This is a genomic window from Meiothermus granaticius NBRC 107808 (genome assembly GCF_003574355.1).
Taxonomy (GTDB): Bacteria; Deinococcota; Deinococci; order Deinococcales; family Thermaceae; genus Meiothermus; species Meiothermus granaticius.
Map to the genome: position 1 here is coordinate 19,165 of NZ_QWLB01000002.1, position 17,791 is coordinate 36,955.

15 protein-coding genes are annotated in these 17,791 nt (G+C 62.2%); 9 read left to right on the top strand and 6 right to left on the bottom strand.

The genetic code is table 11. The features are described 5' to 3' along the window. Nucleotides 1-24: 24 nt before the first annotated feature. The 5 genes from Mgrana_RS00840 to Mgrana_RS00860 form a co-directional block, all read right to left on the bottom strand. Complete coding sequence (locus tag Mgrana_RS00840) at nucleotides 25-2,196, bottom strand: S8 family serine peptidase (protein WP_147371282.1); 2,172 nt, start codon at nucleotides 2,194-2,196, stop codon at nucleotides 25-27. A gap of 195 nt (nucleotides 2,197-2,391) precedes the next feature. Beyond that, nucleotides 2,392-3,036: a TapB family protein gene (locus Mgrana_RS00845; RefSeq protein ID WP_119355712.1), complete on the bottom strand. Its 645-nt coding sequence runs from the start codon at nucleotides 3,034-3,036 to the stop codon at nucleotides 2,392-2,394. Nucleotides 3,037-3,083: 47 nt separating this feature from the next. Further along, on the bottom strand, nucleotides 3,084-3,977 hold the full coding sequence (locus tag Mgrana_RS00850) for a DMT family transporter (RefSeq protein WP_119355713.1): 894 nt from the start codon (nucleotides 3,975-3,977) through the stop codon (nucleotides 3,084-3,086). A 30-nt stretch (nucleotides 3,978-4,007) separates the two neighbouring features. Next, the gene (locus Mgrana_RS00855) at nucleotides 4,008-5,018 is read right to left on the bottom strand and encodes an aldo/keto reductase (protein WP_119355793.1); all 1,011 of its coding nucleotides are present in this window, start codon (nucleotides 5,016-5,018) and stop codon (nucleotides 4,008-4,010) included. A gap of 28 nt (nucleotides 5,019-5,046) precedes the next feature. Next, nucleotides 5,047-5,787 (bottom strand): SDR family NAD(P)-dependent oxidoreductase, encoded by a 741-nt coding sequence (locus tag Mgrana_RS00860; protein ID WP_119355714.1) that lies wholly within the window; start codon nucleotides 5,785-5,787, stop codon nucleotides 5,047-5,049. A 110-nt stretch (nucleotides 5,788-5,897) separates the two neighbouring features. Here Mgrana_RS00860 and Mgrana_RS00865 point away from each other — a divergent pair, with 110 nt between their 5' ends. The 9 genes from Mgrana_RS00865 (at nucleotide 5,898) to Mgrana_RS00905 (ending at nucleotide 17,234) form a co-directional block, all read left to right on the top strand. After that, nucleotides 5,898-7,025: an NAD(P) transhydrogenase subunit alpha gene (locus Mgrana_RS00865; protein WP_119355715.1), complete on the top strand. Its 1,128-nt coding sequence runs from the start codon at nucleotides 5,898-5,900 to the stop codon at nucleotides 7,023-7,025. A gap of 23 nt (nucleotides 7,026-7,048) precedes the next feature. Further along, entirely contained in the window at nucleotides 7,049-7,372 is a 324-nt protein-coding gene (locus tag Mgrana_RS00870; protein WP_119355716.1) for an NAD(P) transhydrogenase subunit alpha part 2, read from the top strand. Between the two features lie 12 nt (nucleotides 7,373-7,384). Then, on the top strand, nucleotides 7,385-8,740 hold the full coding sequence (locus Mgrana_RS00875) for an NAD(P)(+) transhydrogenase (Re/Si-specific) subunit beta (protein WP_119355717.1): 1,356 nt from the start codon (nucleotides 7,385-7,387) through the stop codon (nucleotides 8,738-8,740). 178 nt (nucleotides 8,741-8,918) lie between these two features. Next, a complete protein-coding gene (locus Mgrana_RS00880) occupies nucleotides 8,919-11,015 on the top strand; it encodes a DUF4832 domain-containing protein (protein WP_119355718.1) in 2,097 nt (698 codons plus the stop codon). Nucleotides 11,016-11,236: 221 nt separating this feature from the next. After that, nucleotides 11,237-12,508 carry an ABC transporter substrate-binding protein gene (locus Mgrana_RS00885; protein WP_119355719.1) on the top strand — a complete coding sequence of 424 codons (1,272 nt, stop codon included), beginning with the start codon at nucleotides 11,237-11,239 and terminating at the stop codon, nucleotides 12,506-12,508. A 112-nt stretch (nucleotides 12,509-12,620) separates the two neighbouring features. Next, nucleotides 12,621-13,502, top strand: a complete 882-nt coding sequence (locus Mgrana_RS00890) for a carbohydrate ABC transporter permease (RefSeq protein ID WP_119355720.1) — start codon at nucleotides 12,621-12,623, stop codon at nucleotides 13,500-13,502. Further along, nucleotides 13,492-14,343: a carbohydrate ABC transporter permease gene (locus Mgrana_RS00895; protein ID WP_240631188.1), complete on the top strand. Its 852-nt coding sequence runs from the start codon at nucleotides 13,492-13,494 to the stop codon at nucleotides 14,341-14,343. Before Mgrana_RS00890 ends, Mgrana_RS00895 begins: the two co-directional genes overlap by 11 nt. Nucleotides 14,344-14,423: 80 nt before the next feature. Then, a complete protein-coding gene (locus tag Mgrana_RS00900) occupies nucleotides 14,424-15,932 on the top strand; it encodes a carboxypeptidase M32 (RefSeq protein WP_119355722.1) in 1,509 nt (502 codons plus the stop codon). Nucleotides 15,933-16,001: 69 nt separating this feature from the next. Beyond that, complete coding sequence (locus Mgrana_RS00905; protein ID WP_119355723.1) at nucleotides 16,002-17,234, top strand: S41 family peptidase; 1,233 nt, start codon at nucleotides 16,002-16,004, stop codon at nucleotides 17,232-17,234. Here Mgrana_RS00905 and Mgrana_RS00910 read toward each other — a convergent pair. After that, nucleotides 17,221-17,766: a hypothetical protein gene (locus Mgrana_RS00910; protein ID WP_119355724.1), complete on the bottom strand. Its 546-nt coding sequence runs from the start codon at nucleotides 17,764-17,766 to the stop codon at nucleotides 17,221-17,223. The genes Mgrana_RS00905 and Mgrana_RS00910 overlap by 14 nt on opposite strands. Between the last annotated feature and the right edge of the window lie 25 nt (nucleotides 17,767-17,791).

Below are 17,791 nucleotides of genomic sequence, written 5' to 3' on the forward strand. Positions count from 1 at the left end.
GGGTTACCTCGAGGGTCTAAGGGTTTACCTCGAGGGGTGCCCCTTTTCACGGATTTCCCTGAGCATTTGGTCGCGGGTATACGTGGTGGAGAGAATCGGCTGGAGCTGAAGGTTGATGTTTTGCGATCCCACCGGCACCGTTGCGATGTTGCCGTTTACAGTGTACCAGGCGAAGAGATCCCCCGCGTCTTGCTGGCCGTTGCCGTTGACATCCTTCCAGGCCGAGACCCGGTAGCCGATCACCCCAGAGTCCAGGTTATCCCGCCGGTATGGGGCGGCCAGCCCACTTTGGCCGATCCCCAGCGGGTTGAAGTCTGGGGTGATGGTCAGTGGGGTTTGTGAGGTCACCGCATCGAAATAGATCTTGGTCCCTTGAATATCTCGTGCGGGGCTAGGGGTGGCCGGAACCACGTTCACCACCACGGTGGTGCTGGCACTTACCCCACCGCCACTGCCGCTGATGGTCAGGGAATAAGCCCCGCTGGCAGGGCTACCAGAGAGGCCCAGGGTCAGGGTTGCGTTGTTGCCGCTCACGCTGGAACTGCTCAGGGTGGCGCTAAGCCCGCTGGGGACACCGCTCAGGCTCAGGGTTACGGGGTCACTAAAGTTGGTTCGGATGATGCTCAGGCTCACGCTCACACTGGCGCTATTGCCCAGGGTGAGGGTTACCGCACTGGGGCTGGCGCTTAGGGCCAGGCCCTTCTGGGGAGTGGGGGGGCTGAGCTGATTGAGGGCGGCGCCAGCATCGATCAGCCCTGCGCCACAGTTGCCGCCGCAGGAGCCGATGGCCTTGGCGGTGCTCTTGAGGATGCTCAGGGCCTCTCCTGCGCCCAGGCTGGGTTTGATGGCTTTCATCAGGGCGATCACCCCGGCCACGTGGGGCGCGGCTTGTGAGGTGCCGGCCAGGAAGCCGTAGCTGTTGTTGTTGATGGTGCTGAGGATGCCGTTGCTCGCATCCCCCCCAGGGGCCATCAGGTCAATGCGAGGACCGGTATTGGAGTAGGAAGCGCGGTTGCCATTGCGGTCGGTAGCCCCTACCGTGATCACCCCGGAGCAGCTGGCTGGGGTAAAGGTGGTGGCGTCCACACTGCTGTTGCCCGCAGCCACGGTGAGGATGGCCCCCTGGCCCAGCGCGTCGTTGATGGCGCTTTGCAGGGCAGGGGAGTCGCTGCAGCGGCCTGGGCCGCCCAGCGACAGATTGAGGATGGCCGCGGGGTTGGGGTTGTTGGGGACCCCGCTTACCGCGAGCCCGGCCGCCCAGCGCAGCCCATCAATGATGTCGGCAGTGGTGCCCCCGTTGGCTGAGATCACCCGCACCGGCAGAATTCGGGTATTCCAACCGACCGCGGCGATGCCTTTGGCGTTATTGGTGGCCGCACCGATGATCCCAGCCACATGGGTGCCGTGGAACTCCCCCCCGGTATCGGTGTCCTCTGGGTTGGGGCCTCGAGGCCCTCCGTTGTTGGAGTCGGAGATGAAGTTGTAGCCGGGGACCAGCTTGCTGCTCAGGTCCTCGTGGCTCGAGACGATCCCGGTGTCGAGCACCGCCACCACCACGCTCGCCGAGCCTTTGGTGAGGTCCCAGGCGGCAGGAACGTTGATGGCGGGGAGGTTCCACTGATCGGGGAAGCGAGGGTCATTGGGGGTGGCTTGGGGCCGCAGGATGAAGTTGGGTTGGGCGTATTCCACGTCGGAGCGCCCTTGCAGCTCGTTCAGGCATTGGAGTACGGCTTCGCGGGTTGGGGTTGTGCGGTAGAGATAGGTGTTGGCCAGGCTCAGGGGGCGCACCTGCTGAAGCTGGATCCCACCGGCCGAGAGGGTTTGCACCGATTGCAGGCTCACCCCGCTCCTGAACTTGACGATCAGCTCGCCCGGTACAAACTCGCTCTGGGCCAGGCTGCTGGCTGCCGCCCCCACACTGACCGTGCCGCTGATGCTGTTGGTTCCACCTGTGGAAGCGGGCTGAACGTTTACGCTAAGGGTTGCCTTCTGGCTGGAATCGGCCACGCTTTGGGCGGTGATGACCGTCGAGCCTGGGGCTTGGGCGCTCAGCAAACCGGTCGTACTGATGGAGGCAACCCCTGGGTTGCTGCTGCTCCAGGTGACCGCGATGTTGCTGCTCCCGCTCACGTTGGCGCTGAGCTGCACCTGGCTACCCACGACGAGGTTGAGCGGATTGGGCGAGGCGATGCTCACACTCACGGTTTTAGAGCCGGAGGAACACGCAGCCAGGATCAGCAAAAGTGCTGCTATGGGAAGGGAAATATGGCTTTTGCGCACCCTGCCAGAATAAACCGGCCCCACCAGGAGAGAGGTGAGGAAGATATAAAAGTTCTTCAGCCATTCTGGCCCGACGGGTCTAACCTGGGCCGGCCTGGCTGGGTTGAAGGGCTATTTCTTCAGACTGACCAGCTCGAGGGTCACCCCTGCGGTGACGCTCTTAACCATTCCCACCCCCTTGGCGTACCAACTGGTGGACTGAATGGTGTTGCTGGGCAGATCTCTGGTTTTCCCGCCTACGTTCATGCCCATCTTCAGGGTGGAGGTGCTCTCGACCTTCAAGGCCTTAAAGGTTCCCGCCGGTACGGTAATGGTTTCCAAACCCACCGCTTTGTTGAGGGTCTCCATATGGTCGGTGAGGGTGCCACCGCTCATTGCACCCTCGAGGGTGAAGCTGTAGCTCCACTGGCTGCCGACCCCGAGGGTGTTGGGGAGCATCACCCCCTTGCGCCCTACGGTTTTGAAGTTCACCGACTGGTTCTGCCCTCCCAGGTTGGAGCTGGCGAACTCGAGCGCGGCCAACCCACCCGCCTCGCATTTCCAGCGGGTTTCCACCGAACCGTTGCTCAGTTGGGTAACGTAGGTAAACCCCGCGGGCGAAACCCCGCTGAAGCGCATGGTTTGGGTTTTACCCTCGGGGCTGGATTTATAGGTCCAGACCCAGCCCTCCTTTACCGGGAAGTAGGCTTGTTCACACCCAGCCCACCCCATCCCCAACAGGGCAACTCCAAGCACAGCCGCAAGTCCCTTCAGCATCTCGGCCTCCTTGGGGTCATCTTAGACTGTAGGGCGTTATACCGGTGTTACGCTCGAGTTCCCAGCACCGCCAGGCCCACCCCCGTCAACAGCACCCCAGCCCCCAACAGCACCTGCGGCCCCGGCAACTCCTTGAACAGCCAGTAGGCCCATAGGCTAGCCCCCAAGGGCTCGAGCAGGATCACCAGCGTGACCAGTACCGGCGCCACCCAACGCACCGCCCAGTTGAAGCTGCTGTGCCCCAGGAGCTGTGGAACCAGGGCCATCAGGGCAATCCATAAGTAGGTCTGGGGCGGATAGCCGGTGTAGGGGGTGTGGAATAGCAGCGGGACGGGCAGCAAAACCAGAGCGGCCGTGCTGTAGGCGGCCGCGATATAGAGCCCGATACCAAGACCCCGGTGCTGGGCTTCTCGGCCCAGCAGAAAGTAAAACGAGGCCGCAACCCCACCCAGCACTGCCAGAAGGTTGCCCAAAGCGGGGTTGGTGCCAGGGTTTGAGGAGTCCCCCAGGGCAATGACCGCCCCTCCGAGCACCGCCAGGGCGATCCCGCCAAGGGTGAGGGGTTTGGGGGCCTGGCCGAGCCAGACCCAGGATATGAGGGCCACCCACACCGGATTGGTGTTGACCAAGGTTACGCTGGCCGCGATGGAGGTCAGGGAGATTGAGGTGATCCAGGTGGCGAAGTGAAGGGCCAAAAACCCTCCCGCCAAGAGGGCGTATCCCCAGGCCCCAGGCTGGGGCCGGGCATCCCTCAGGCCACGCCACGCCGGCAGCAAGAGCAGCCCAGCCAGGCTCAGCCGCAGGGCGCTCATCACCAGGCTGAACCCCGGGCTTTGGGTACCGGCGGCCTCGGTGGCCAGCCGCACCAAGATCGAGCCAAAGGAGATCGCCAGAACTCCGCCGAGCAGCACCAGCACCAAGGTAGAGATTGCAGGCCGCATGCTGAGGATTGTAGGGGCTGGGAGTGCCCCCTAGGCCGAGAACTCGAGCTTCATCCGCATCCAGGGGGCGGAGTTGTGGAAGTTGGCCACCGCACTGCCGGGGGGTACCAGGGCATCGCAAGCCGCGCGGATGGAGTCGTCTAGCTTCATCTCCATGACCGGAAGGAGGTGCTCGAGCTGCTCTACTGTGCGCGGCCCGATGATCGGCGCGGTGATGCCGGGCTGGTCCTTGGCCCACAGGATGGCCAGTTGGGCCGGGTCATAACCGGCTTCGCGGGCCAGCCCCACGAAGCGATTGCCGACCCGGACGGCCCGCTCGCTCACCCGCTCGGCGTAAATGCCCCCGCGCAAGGCGGCCCTCGAGCCCTCAGGCCGGAGGTCTTGGTCGGCATAGCGACCAGCCAGAATTCCCATGGCCAAGGGTGACCAAGGCAGGATGGCCAGGGTATAGGCTTGGGCCATGGGGATCAGCTCGTTTTCGATGCGCCGGTCGAGCAGGTTGTAGGGGGGTTGTTCGGAAACAAAGCGCACGTACCCCTTCAACTCGCTGATCAGAAGCCCCTCCAGCACCTTCCAAGCCGGGGCCGTCGAGCTGCCGATATAGCGAACTTTGCCCGAGCGCACCAGGTCGGTGAGGGCTGCCAGGGTCTCGTCAATCGGCATATCGAAGACCGGGCGGTGGAGCTGGTAGAGGTCAATGTGGTCGGTCCCCAGGCGCTTGAGGGAATCCTCACAGGCTTTGAGCAGGTGCAGGCGGGAGTTGCCCCGGTCATTGGGCCCCGGCCCGGTCGGGTAGTGGGCCTTGGTGGCGATGAAGGCCTCATCGCGGCGCCCGCTTTGCTTGAGGGCTTTCCCGAGGATTCGCTCGGCTTCGCCGCCTTTATAGCTGTTGGAGGTGTCAATCAGGTTGATTCCCGCATCCAGCGCCCGCAGGATCATCCGCACGGACTCGTCTTCCCCGGTGGGGTTGAGGATGTTGTCGGTGCCGAGCGCCAGCGGGGCCACCTTGACCCCGGTTCGACCTAAATTGCGATATTCCATGATCTTCCCTTTGCCAAGCTTACAGCGGTTAGCGGGCGGCAAAGCCCGCATCTACCAGCACCAACGAACCAGTCATATAGCTGGCCTTCTCCGAGGCCAAGAAAAGCACCATATGGGCGATTTCCACCGGCTCGGCCAGGCGGCCCATGGGCACAGTGGCGGCCAGGCGGGCCATCAACTCTGGGGTCACCGGCTCGGTGCGCTCCGAGCGGAGCATGGGGGTATTAACCTCTCCGGGGCACACCGCATTGACCCGGATGCCTTCGGTGGCGTGCTCGAGGGCCAAGGCGCGGGTTAGGTTGTGCACTGCGCCCTTGCTGGCACAGTAGGCCGCCACCCCTACAGCCCCCAGATCCCCCCAGATAGAGCCGAAGTTGACGATGGCCCCCCCTCGAGGCTTCATGGCCCGGATCGCCGCCCGGCACATGAAGAAGGTCCCGTTCAGGTTGACACCCATAATGCGATTCCAGGCTTCGTCGCTGGTATCCTCACCCCTCGAGCGCACGATCACCCCGGCCGCATTGACCAGCACATCGAGCTGCCCGTGCTGGGCCAGGGTTTGCTCTACCGCCGCCGCGCAAAACCTCGAGTCGCTCACGTCGCCGATAAGGGCCTGACCGCCGGTCTCTCTGGCCACCTGAGCTGCCAACTCAGCGTTGCGGTCCACGATCACTACCCGGGCCCCGGCCTCGGCGAACCCTTGGGCAGTGGCCGCGCCCATTCCCGAGGCCCCGCCGGTTACGATGACCACCTTGTCCTTGAATTCCATCGCGCCTCACTTTCGTGCTGATGCGATTGTATGGAGGCCCCTGGGCGCGGTCAATGCGGAGAGGCGCCCCCTGCGGCCCACCTGTTATGCTGTGGGCGTCAGGAGGCCAGATGGTACGGATCGCTGTGCCAAGGGAGACCGCACCGGGGGAGCGCCGGGTGGCCCTCACGCCGGAGGTGGTGGCTCGGCTGGTGAAGGAGGGTTGGCAGGTCAGGCTCGAGCGCGGAGCCGGGGCCGGGGCATTTTTCAGCGATGAGGGCTACGCGGCAGCAGGGGCAGAGCTCGTCCCTCGAGAGGGGGTGTTTGAGGAGGCCCAGGTGGTGTTTGGCGTGCAGCCCTTGGAAAAGCCTGAGCTGGAGCGCCTGCCCCCAGGGACCATCCTGGCCAGCTTGATGTATCCCCAGCGGGATCTCGAGCGGGTGCGGACTCTGGCGGAGCGGGGCCTCTCGGCCCTGGCCCTGGAGCTGATTCCCCGCATCACCCGGGCCCAGAGCATGGATGTGCTCTCCTCTCAGGCCACCGTTGCAGGATATGTGGCGGCCCTGATCGCCGCCCGCAACAGCCCACGCTTTTTCCCCATGCTTACCACCGCTGCCGGAACGGTGCGCCCCGCCAAGGTGCTGGTGATGGGGGTGGGAGTGGCTGGGTTGCAGGCCATCGCCACGGCCAAGCGGCTGGGGGCGGGGGTCTGGGCCTATGACGTGCGCAAGGCGGCGGCTGAACAAGCCCTCTCGTTGGGGGCTAAGGTCATCGAGCTGCCCATCAGTGCGGAAGGCGAGGGGGGGTATGCTCGCCAACTCACCGAGGAGGAGCAGCGCCTGCAACAACAAGCCCTGGAGGGGGAGGTGGCCAAGATGGATGTGGTGATCACCACCGCCCAGATTCCTGGGCGCAGGGCCCCAACCTTGCTCACCCAGAGCATGGTGGCGCGAATGAGCCCCGGAGCGGTGGTGGTTGATCTGGCGGCGGAGTCGGGCGGCAACTGCGAGCTCACCCGACCGGGCGAAGGGGTGGAGGTAGGGGGGGTGAAGGTGATTGGGCCGCTCAACCTGCCCAGCGAGCTGGCGGTTCATGCCAGCGAGATGTACGCCAAAAACCTCTACAACCTGGCCAAGCTGCTGCTCAAAAATGGGGGGCTCGAGCCCGATTGGAGCGATGAGGTTTTGGCTGGCGCCCTCCTGACCCAGGGGGGCCAGGTGCGGCACGGCCCAACCCGCGAGCTGCTCGAGAAGGCATAGCCCACAAGGCTGGAGGTAGGTGAATGGACACAACTTGGGCTGCTGTATATATCTTCCTGCTGGCCGCGTTTACGGGGTATGAGGTCATCAGCCGGGTTCCGGTGATCTTGCATACCCCGTTGATGTCGGGCTCTAACTTCATTCACGGCATCGTGCTGGTGGGGGCTATGGTGGTGCTGGGGCGGGCCCAGACCCCGCTCGAGCAGGCCATTGGCTTTATAGGGGTGGTGCTGGGGGCCGCCAACGCGGCTGGAGGATATGCGGTCACCGAGCGGATGCTCGAGATGTTTGAGCGAAAGCCTAAGCCTGAAAATCGAGAGCCCAAAGCCAAGCCCCCTACCGAGTAGCGTTGCGTGATTATGGATAACTTCATCCAACTGATCTATTTCCTCACCGCCCTCCTCTTCATTCTGGGCTTGAGGCGGATGTCCTCGCCAGCCACGGCCAGAAGCGGAGTGCTCTGGGCGGGTGGGGCGATGGTGCTGGCTACGCTGGCCACCCTTCTCACCCCCGGCATGGGCAATTTTGCCCTGATCCTGGTGGCCTTGGTCATTGGCGCGGTAGTGGCCTGGATCGCCGCCAAGCGGGTACAGATGACCGACATGCCCCAGATGGTGGCCATCTACAACGGCATGGGGGGTGGGGCAGCAGCAGCAATCGCCGCTGTGGAACTGCTGGGAGGGGAGTTTAGCGCTCTCGGAATCAAAGCCCTGGCGGTGCTGGGGGCCTTGATCGGGGCGGTCTCCTTTACGGGGAGTGGGATTGCCTTTGCCAAGCTACAGGGGTTGATGCCCGGTCGGCCTGTGCAGTTCCCTGCCCAGCGCGTGGTCAACTTGGTGGTGCTGGGGCTTGCGATACTGTTGGGCATCCTGCTGTTGCCCACACAGGCTGGGGGGCTCATCCTGGTGTTTTTCCTGGCCGCGCTGGCCTTTGGGGTTCTGATGACCCTGCCCATCGGCGGAGGGGATATGCCGGTGGTGATCTCCTTGTACAACGCCTTTACCGGCCTAGCCGTGGGTTTTGAGGGCTTTGCCATCGGCAATCCGGCCCTGATTGTGGCCGGAACCGTGGTGGGGGCGGCAGGTACCCTCTTGACGCTGTTGATGGCCCGGGCCATGAACCGCAGCTTGTGGAGCGTGCTGGTAGGGGGTTTTGGTGTGGAGCAGGGGGGGGGAGAGGTGACCGGTAGCCTCAAGCCCATAGATCTCGAGGATGCTGCGGTGATGCTGGGGTATGCCTCAAAGGTCATCTTTGTGCCGGGATATGGCATGGCGGTGGCCCAGGCCCAGCACAAGCTGCGTGAGCTGGCCGATGTGCTCGAGGGCAAAGGGGTAGAGGTTAAATATGCCATCCACCCGGTCGCTGGCCGGATGCCGGGGCACATGAACGTGCTGCTGGCCGAGGCCGGAGTGCCCTACGAGCAGCTGTATGACCTCGAGGAGATCAACCCCGAGTTCCCCCAGGCCGATGTGGCGGTGGTGATCGGGGCCAACGACGTGGTCAACCCGGCGGCCCGCCGCCCAGGCTCGCCTCTGTATGGGATGCCCATCCTGGACGTGGATAAAGCCCAGAATGCCATCGTGATCAAGCGCGGCCAGGGCAAAGGCTTTGCCGGGGTGGAGAACGAACTGTTCTTTGCGGAGCGCACCCGCATGCTCTACGGCGATGCCCAGGGGGTATTGGGGGGGCTGGTGCAGGCCCTCAAGCGGCTGTAGGGGTTGTTTGCCGGAGCAATGCGCCAACCCCTTGGCCAAGCAAACCGAATTGGGCGTAGCTCGGGGGGTTCAACGTAACCTTAAATTTTGGTAAATCTCGTTACGCGTTACCTAAGTAACGCGTACTTCACAGGTTTTGCAACCTGTTGTGACTTGCCCAACACTCTAAACCGCTTTCATGAGAATCTCAGCTTGGGATTTTGCCCTCTGGTACAACTATCCAGTGATGTGGTCTCGCCGCTTCTCCTTGGTTGGATTAACGCTTCTCTTAGCCTTTTTGGCTGCTTGTTCAAGCCCCGTTAACCCCAGCAACCCCGAGGGGGGGGCTTCTGGGCAGGGCAAACCCCTGCGGCCTTCTAACTTTCGCGTCACCAAGGTGACCAGCGGCTTTCAGCTGCAGTGGGACGCCGTGGCTGGGGCTACGGGCTATAAGCTCCAGCGCACGGGTGCAGGGGGTTCGGTTAGCCCTGCACAGCCTAGCTACCTCGAGCAAGACCCCAGCATAAAGGTGGGGGATAAGGTTGAGTACAGCGTATGGGCGCAAAATGGCTCAATCTTGAGCGATGCCCTCACCGTAACCGTGACCATGCCCAGCAGTGGGACCGTAACCCCTCCGCAGCCCCCCTCTCTGGCCCAGCCCAGCAATCTGCGGGTGAGCGCGGTCAGCGGGGGTTTCTTAATCCAGTGGGATGCGGTGTCTGGAGCCACTGGGTATAAGTTTCAGCGCACCGGCGGGGGGGTGGTCAGTACCTCTCAACCCAGCTTTACCGAGACCAACGCCAAAGCGGGGGACAAGATCGAGTACAGCGTATGGGCTACCAACGGCTCCACCACCAGTGCGGCCTTGGTGGCCACTTTGACCATGCCTTCGGGCTCTTCTACGCCCACCCCCACTCCCCCCAGCAGCGGCCTGGTCACCACCACCTATCAGCCCTCTGATGTGGTGTTCCCCAATCCCGAGCGGGGATTCCATGACAATGTTCCTTTTCCTTTTCCCCAGGACTGGAATCTGAGCGATCCCAACCTCTTCAAGTGGATTCACGACCGCGACAGCAGCATCACCGTTCTGCGTGGCATGGTGCGGCTCGATGCCTACCGCAATGGCTCGATTGACAGTGACTTCCTTAGCCGCATGAACGATAGCTTCGCTCGGATTCGCCAGGAAGGCTTTAAGGTGATGTTGCGCTTCATGTACAACTACGACAGCGGCGGGAATGATGCCCCTTTGAACACCGTGCTCAACCACATCTCCCAGCTTAAGCCGGTGTTGCAGAACAATGCCGATGTGATCGTTTCCATGCAGGCTGGGTTTATCGGGGCCTGGGGAGAGTGGCACAACTCGCTGAATGGCCTTGACTCCTTCAGCAACAAGCAAACCATCCTCAACGCGATTTTAGGGGCCCTGCCCAGCAGCCGCATGGTTCAGATTCGTTACCCCTTGGATACCATGCAGCTCTACCCCTCAGCCCTCACCGCAGGGCAGGCCTTTAGTGGCAGCAATCAGTCTCGAGTAGGAGGCCATATTGACTGCTTCCTGAACCCAGACCAAGACGGCGGGACCTGGGACGGCATGGGCCAGTTCAGCAGCTTACAGATGCAGAGCTACATGCAGCAAACCAGCCAATACACCGTGATGAGCGGGGAAACCTGTGAGGGGTTCTGGAACTCTGATCGCGGGGCCTGCCCCACCGCTATGTCTGAGCTGCAAAAGTATCACTTTGACATGTTCAACAATGTTTACTATGACCCCGGCTCGGGAAACTGGCCTGCTGGCGACAACCCCCGCTGGGTTAGCGGGGGTTGTATGGATACCATCAAGCGCAAGCTGGGGTATCGCCTTCAGCTCAACCAATCCCAGCTGTCGGGCCAGGTTAGGCCGGGAGGGGAGTTCTATCTGAGCTTTACGGTGAGCAATGTGGGTTGGGGCAATCTGTTCAACCCCCGCAAGCTCGAGGTCATCCTGCGCCACAAGGCCAGCGGTAAGGTGTATCGCCTGAGCACCGGCATTGACCCCCGCACCTGGCTCTCGGGTTCCACCACCACCGTTGCGGTGAGCGGCGGGGTGCCCACCAGCGCTCCCACTGGGGATTACGACGTACTGCTCAACCTGCCAGATGTGGCCGGGGCGCTCTATGGTAGGTCTGCATACTCGGTTCGCTTGGCCAACCAAAATGTCTGGGAGTCCTCCACAGGGTTTAACTCCTTGCTCCAAACCGTCAACATCAATACCTCTGCCAGCGGCAACGCCTACAGCGGTTCCAACTGGTTCCAATAGCCCATCCTTGCCTTAAGGCCGCCGGAGTGCAAACCCGGCGGCCCATGCATTTTTTCGCTGCTGCTCGAGGTTTCCTTGGCTTGGGTTGCCGCGAAAACTGCCTTGACAGCGGGACAAAGCCTAGAGTAGACTCCCGCTTGGAAGGTCTTCCACAAACAAGAGTGCTGTCGATCGCTGTGGAGCCTAATTAATGGAAGCACTTCCAGCAGATAGGAGGAGATATGAAATCGAAGTGGTTAGCAGGTGCGTTGGCCCTGACCCTCGCGGTCGGTGGGGCTAGCCTCGCCCAGGGCGTGACCATTCGCCTGGCCGGGGACTCCACCGCGGTGGGCGAGGGGGGGCGCTGGATGAAGGCCAAAGCAGAGGAATGGGCCCAGAAGACCGGCAACAAGGTTGAGTACATTGACTCTCCTGCCGACACCAATGACCGGCTGGCCCTGTATCAGCAGTACTGGGCGGCCAAGAGCCCCGATGTAGACGTGTACATGATTGACGTGATCTGGCCGGGAATTGTGGCCCCCCACGCTGCCGATCTCAACCAGTTCTTCTCTAAGGAGGAGATCGCGCAGTTCTTCCCCCGCATCATCGAGAACAACACCATCAAGGGCAAGCTGACCTCTATGCCCTTCTTTACCGATGCCGGTCTGCTGTATTACCGCACCGATCTCTTGCAGAAATACGGCTTCAAGGCTCCGCCCAAGACCTGGACCGAGCTGAGCCAGCAGGCCCAAAAGATCCAGGCTGGGGAGCGGGCGACCAACAAAGATTTCTGGGGCTTTGTTTTCCAGGGCAAGGCCTATGAGGGGCTGACTTGCGATGCCCTCGAGTGGATCTACTCCAACGGTGGCGGCACGATCGTAGACCCCGAGGGCAAGGTGACCCTCAACAATGCCAACGCCATCGCGGCGCTCAACATGGTCAAGGGCTGGATCGGTAAGATTGCCCCTCCAGGGGTGACAAGCTATGCGGAGGAAGAAGCCCGCAACGCCTTCCAAGCCGGCAACGCGGCCTTCATGCGTAACTGGCCCTATGCGTATAGCCTGGGGCAGAGCGAAGGCAGCGCGGTTAAGGGCAAATTTGCCGTGACCGTGTTGCCCAAGGGAGCGGGCAGCGAAGGACGCAACGCGGCTACCCTGGGTGGCTGGCAGCTCATGGTGTCGGCCTACTCCAAGAACCAAAAGGTGGCTGCCGAACTGGTTAAGTACCTGACCTCAGTCGAGGTGCAAAAGGACAACGCGGTTAGCCTTTCGCGCCTGCCCACCCGCCCAGCGCTCTACAATGATAAAGACGTGCTGGCCAAGAACCCCTGGTTCAAGGATCTGCTCCCGGTGTTCCAGAACGCGGTCAGCCGCCCCTCTGGTCCTGCGGGCTCAAAGTACAATCAAGTTTCCGAGACCTTCTGGACCGCTGTGCATGACAGCATCACCGGTACGGCATCCGCCGCTCAAGCGGTGCGCGATGCCGCGGCCAAAATCACCCGCATTCTGCGCTAAGCCGCAATGTTTCGCTAACGCACTGGGGCCGGAGAACCCGGCCCCAGGCTTTACTAAACCACAGGGTTTTGGGCGAATTGCGGTAATATAGGCCCATCCAAAAGGGGATTTTATGCTGACGCTACGACAAACCCGACTGGCGTGGATTTTAGTGATTCCCACCTTGCTGGTGGTGGCGTTTGTGGCTGGGTATCCGTTGGCCCAGGTGTTCTATTATTCCTTTTTCAAAGCTGATATCGCCTTTGTGGATCAGCCCAAGTTTATCGGTCTTCAAAACTATATCTACCTGATCACCCAGGACAGCGATTTTAGGGGCGCCCTTTGGAACACCCTGCGCTTCACCTTTGTCTCGGTGTTTCTCGAGACCGTGCTGGGCTTGGCAATCGCCCTCATCATCAACTCCAACTTTGCCGGACGGGGGATTGTGCGCACCGCAATCCTGATCCCCTGGGCCATCCCCACGGTGGTCTCGGCCCAGATGTGGAAGTGGATGCTCAACGACATCTACGGGGTGATCAACGTTATCGGGGTTAATCTGCACCTCTTCTCCCAAAAAATTGCCTTTCTGGCCAACCCCCACACGGTGCTATGGGCGATGGTGGCGGTGGACGTGTGGAAGACCACGCCCTTCATGGCCCTTCTTCTCCTGGCGGGCCTCCAGCTTATCCCTGCCGATATCTATGAGGCCGCCGATATTGACGGGGCCAATCGCTGGCAGCAGTTTTGGACCCTGACCCTACCCCTGCTGACCCCTGCTTTGGTGGTGGCCCTGATCTTCCGAACCCTTGACGCGCTGCGGGTCTTTGATGTGATCTTCGTGATGGTTGGGGTGAACACCGCAACCCGCAGCTTGGCGATCTATAACCGCCAAACCCTGATTGATTTCCAAGATCTGGGGTATGGTTCGACCATCTCGGTGGCCATACTGGTGCTGATCTTCATCTTTGTGTTGGTGTATATGCGCTTGGTCGGAGGGCCCAGCCGTGAGAACTAACCGTGGTCTTTGGGCGGTGATTTCCCGCTTCCTGTTCTACCTGCTGGTGGTGTTCGTGGTGGTTTATAGCGTGTTCCCCTTCTACTGGGCGGTGATCAGCAGCTTTAAACCCTCGGATGCCTTGTTCAGTGCTCACCCTAGCTTTTTGCCCATCCCCTTCACGCTGACCCAGTACCAGAACGTCTTTAGTGGGGCGGCGTTTGGGCGTAATCTGCTCAACTCGCTGATCGTAGCAGGGGGGGCCACCCTGATCTCGCTGGTGCTGGGGGTCTCGGCGGCCTATGCCCTGGGGCGCCTGCGCTTTCCACCCAAGAACATCGTGCTTTACATCGTTTTGGCGATGACCATGTTTCCTCAGGTCTCGGTGCTCTCGGGGATGTTTGTGCTGCTGCGCCAGCTCGGACTTTTCAACACCTTTCCGGGGCTGATCCTCTCCTACTTGTTGTTCACTTTGCCTTTCACGGTGTGGGTGCTCACCGGGTACTTCCGTGGGCTGCCGCGGGAGCTCGAGGAAGCCGCCTATGTGGATGGGGCCACCCCCATCCAAACCCTGCTTCGGGTGATGCTCCCCCTCACGGGCCCAGGGCTGGTGACCACCGGCCTCTTGGCGTTCATTGCGGCCTGGAACGAATACCTCTTTGCCCTGACCTTCACCATCGGCAACGAGGTGAAGACTGTGCCGGTGGCCATCGCTTCCTTTGGTGGGGCCACGCCCTTTGAGGTGCCCTGGGGCTCGATTATGGCAGCCAGCGTGATTGTGACGGTGCCCCTGGTCATTATGGTGCTGATCTTCCAGCAGCGCATCGTGGCTGGGCTGACCGCAGGGGCGGTGAAGGGTTAGGCCTGTAGGCTTTTGGGGCGCGGGCCTTTAGGGGCTCGCGCCTGCTTCATTGCGGGCGGCATTGCTATGATGCTCGAGCTATGACCGCAGACCAAGCGTATCAATGGCTCGAGCAACACAGTCGGGAAACTGTCTATTTGGAGGCATTTTCGGCGCTGGCCAATTGGGATCAGGCCACCTACATTCCCCGCAAGGGTCATCCCCACCGGGCCCAGATGCAAGCGACCCTGGCCAAGCTGCTCCATGCCCGCAACACCGATCCGCGCATTGGAGAGATGCTGGCCCGGCTCGAGGGCAGCGACCTGGTGCAAAACCCCACCTCGCCCCAGGCGGTGAACGTGCGGGAGTGGCGACGGGCCTATGCCTTGCAGACCAAAATTCCCGAGCGATTGGCGGTAGAGTTGGCCCAGGCCACCAGCGAGGGCCAGTCGGTGTGGGAAGAGGCCCGACCCAAGAACGATTGGGAGGGATTTAAGCCAGTGCTCAAGCGGGTTTTCGCGCTCACCCGTGAGGTCGCCGAGGCCATCGGCTACACCGAGGAGCGCTACGATGCGCTTCTGGACCAATACGAGCCGGGGGCCACCACCCGGCAGATTGAAGCGGTGTTTGGGGAACTGCGCCAGGCCACCGTAGGGCTGCTACAGCGGCTCGAGGCCAGCCCCCGAAAGCCGGACCCCTCGCTGTTGCACCGGCATTTCCCCAGAGTAGCTCAGGAAGCCTTTGCCAAAGAGGTGATCGCCACCCTGGGCTTTGATCTAGAGGCGGGACGCTTGGATACCGTGGCCCATCCTTTCATGCTGGGCCTGGGCCCGGGGGATGTGCGGCTGACCACCCGCTATGACGAAGGGTTTTTTAGCATGGCCCTGTTCGGGACCATTCACGAGATGGGGCATGGGCTCTACTATCAGGGCTTGCCCTCTGAGCATTACGGCACCCCGATGGGCACGGAGATCTCCCTGGGTATTCACGAATCGCAAAGCCGCACCTGGGAGAACTTGGTGGGGCGCAGCCTGGGGTTCTGGCGCTACTTCTGGCCCCGGGCTCAGGCCCGCTTTGAGGCCTTTCAGGGGGTGGGGCTCGAGCCGTTTTATGCCGCGATCAACACCGTGCAGCCCAGCCTGATCCGGGTTGAGGCTGACGAGGTGACCTACAACCTGCACATCATGATCCGCTTTGAGGTGGAGCTGGCCCTGCTGCGGGGGGAGCTCGAGATAGACCAGGCGCCCGAGGCTTGGGATGCCAAGTACCAGGAATACTTGGGGATTCGCTCTCCTACCCTGGCCGACGGGGTGATGCAGGACATGCACTGGGCTTCAGGCCTGATCGGCTACTTCCCCACCTATGCACTGGGCAATCTCTACGGGGCGCAGTTCTTTGCCCAGGCCGAGCGCGAGCTCGGTGACCTACAGGAGCTGTTGGCTCGAGGAGGGTTTGCGACCCTCTTGGAATGGCAGCGTGAGAAGATTCACCGTCAGGGTAGCCGCTATTGGCCGCGCGAGCTTCTGCGGCAGGTCACCGGTGAAGACCTCAATCCGCGCTACCTGATCGACTATTTGAACCGCAAGTTTGGGGCGCTCTACGGGGTGTGAGCCCAAAGCCGGGTTTGAGATTTCATCCCGGATACATCTGGCCTCACCGAAGCCTTGCTAGATTGGGCCATGCTCCTGCGGACTTTTCTTGGGTTTATCCTCCTGTCCTCGGCGCTGGCCAGCCCGGCCAGCGAACTCTTTCGGGAGGCCAGCTTCTACCTCGAGTTTTACTACTACGGCCCCTCTGCGGTGCGGCCACAGGATTTGGTGGCCAAGTACCAGAAGCAGCTTGAGCAGCGCTGTGCTCCCCAGGCCGAGACCTGCCCGGTCGAGGTTGCCCGTCCCCTCATTGCCGAGATGGTGCGGGAGCTGGGGGACGGCCACAGCTATTACCTGAGCCCAGAGCGCTTCGCCCGGGCGGAAGCCACGTTCGCGGGGACCCCTGACCCCACCCCTTTGTACGGCTTCTCCTATCAGCCAGAGGGCAATGCGCTGTTGGTCACCGAGGTGCTGGCGGGTGGAGCGGCCCAGGCGGCGGGGCTGCTTCCTGGGGACCGCATCCTAAGCGCAAATGGCCAGCCTGTGGGGGAGATCCAGCAGCAACTTTCGGGCAGTTCCCTGCGCCTCGAGCTCGCCCGGGGCCCAGCCGCGGGGGAGCGGCGGCTCGAGGCAAGGCTGGAGCGCCGCCTGATGCCCAACCTGGCCTTGCCCTATCTGTATGCCCCTAGCGGGGCTCCTCGAGGGGTATGGATCCTGCGAATCCCGCAGTTCGAGACCTATAAACAGGTCGCTCCACGGGTTCATGCGCTGGTCCAGCAGGCCCAAGCCCAGGGGGCTACCGCTTTGCTGGTAGACCTGCGCAACAACGGCGGGGGGGAGGAGACCGAGTGTGTCGCGGCCGCCGGAGCCTTTGTGGGGGATTTCCAGCTCACCATGCAGAGCCACCTGGGTGCCTCGCCGCTGGGGTATCGGGGTGGGGCAACGGTGGGCAATGACCCCCGCGATCCCCGCGGTTACACCCTCCCCAACCCTGCCCGCTGGAACGGCAAATTGGCGGTATTGGTAAATCGGCGCAGTGCCTCTTGTGCGGAACTGTTCGCCTACGTGGTGCAGCGAGCGGGGGCCGGGCTTGTGGTGGGGGAGCGCACCGCAGGGCTTTCCAACACCGCCACCGATTTTTTCCCCCTGCTCGACCACAGCGCCATCGCCATTACCTACGTGCGCACCACCGATGGGGAGGGCCAGCCGCTGCCGGAGGCCATCACCCCCGACGTAGAGGCCCGCGATGACCTCAGCGCCTGGGCCAGCACCGGGCTTGACCCCGTGGTGGCTCGAGCCCTCGAGGCCCTTAATCTCCGCTGACCTCTGGGTTTCGTGCTTCCGAGGGTTCTTCTCCGATCAAAGCCTGGGACGGCAGGCTGTCCGGCCGCACCACCATGCGCTGGGGTTCAAAGCGTTGCAAGACCTCCCCGATGGGCTTGACCTGGTCTTCCTTGCTGCGCACCACCAACACAATTCCCCCTTCCTGAAGGGCTTCTATGTAGTAAGCTTCATCCTCGCTGCTGCTGATCTCCGCCGAGGTGGCCCCGGTCAACAGCCCGGTGAGGCTGCCCAGGCCGGCCCCTGCGAAAACCCCAATCCACACCAGCGAAGCTCCCCCGGTGATGGCTGCGCTGGCAATTCCGGCCAGCCCCCCCAGCAGGGTTCCCCACAAACTGCCTTGTTTGAGTCCTTCTTTCGACTCCCGCTCGAGCCTTCCGGGCATTCCCAGCACCTGCCGCGCCCAGACCTCATGGGCCACCAACCCCACTTGATCAAATCCCAGGTGCTCGAGCTCGTGGACCGCGGCCTCGGCCTTGGCCTCCTCGGAAAACAACACGATGGTCAGCGGCATACTCACCCCCTCAGCCCTCGAGGTT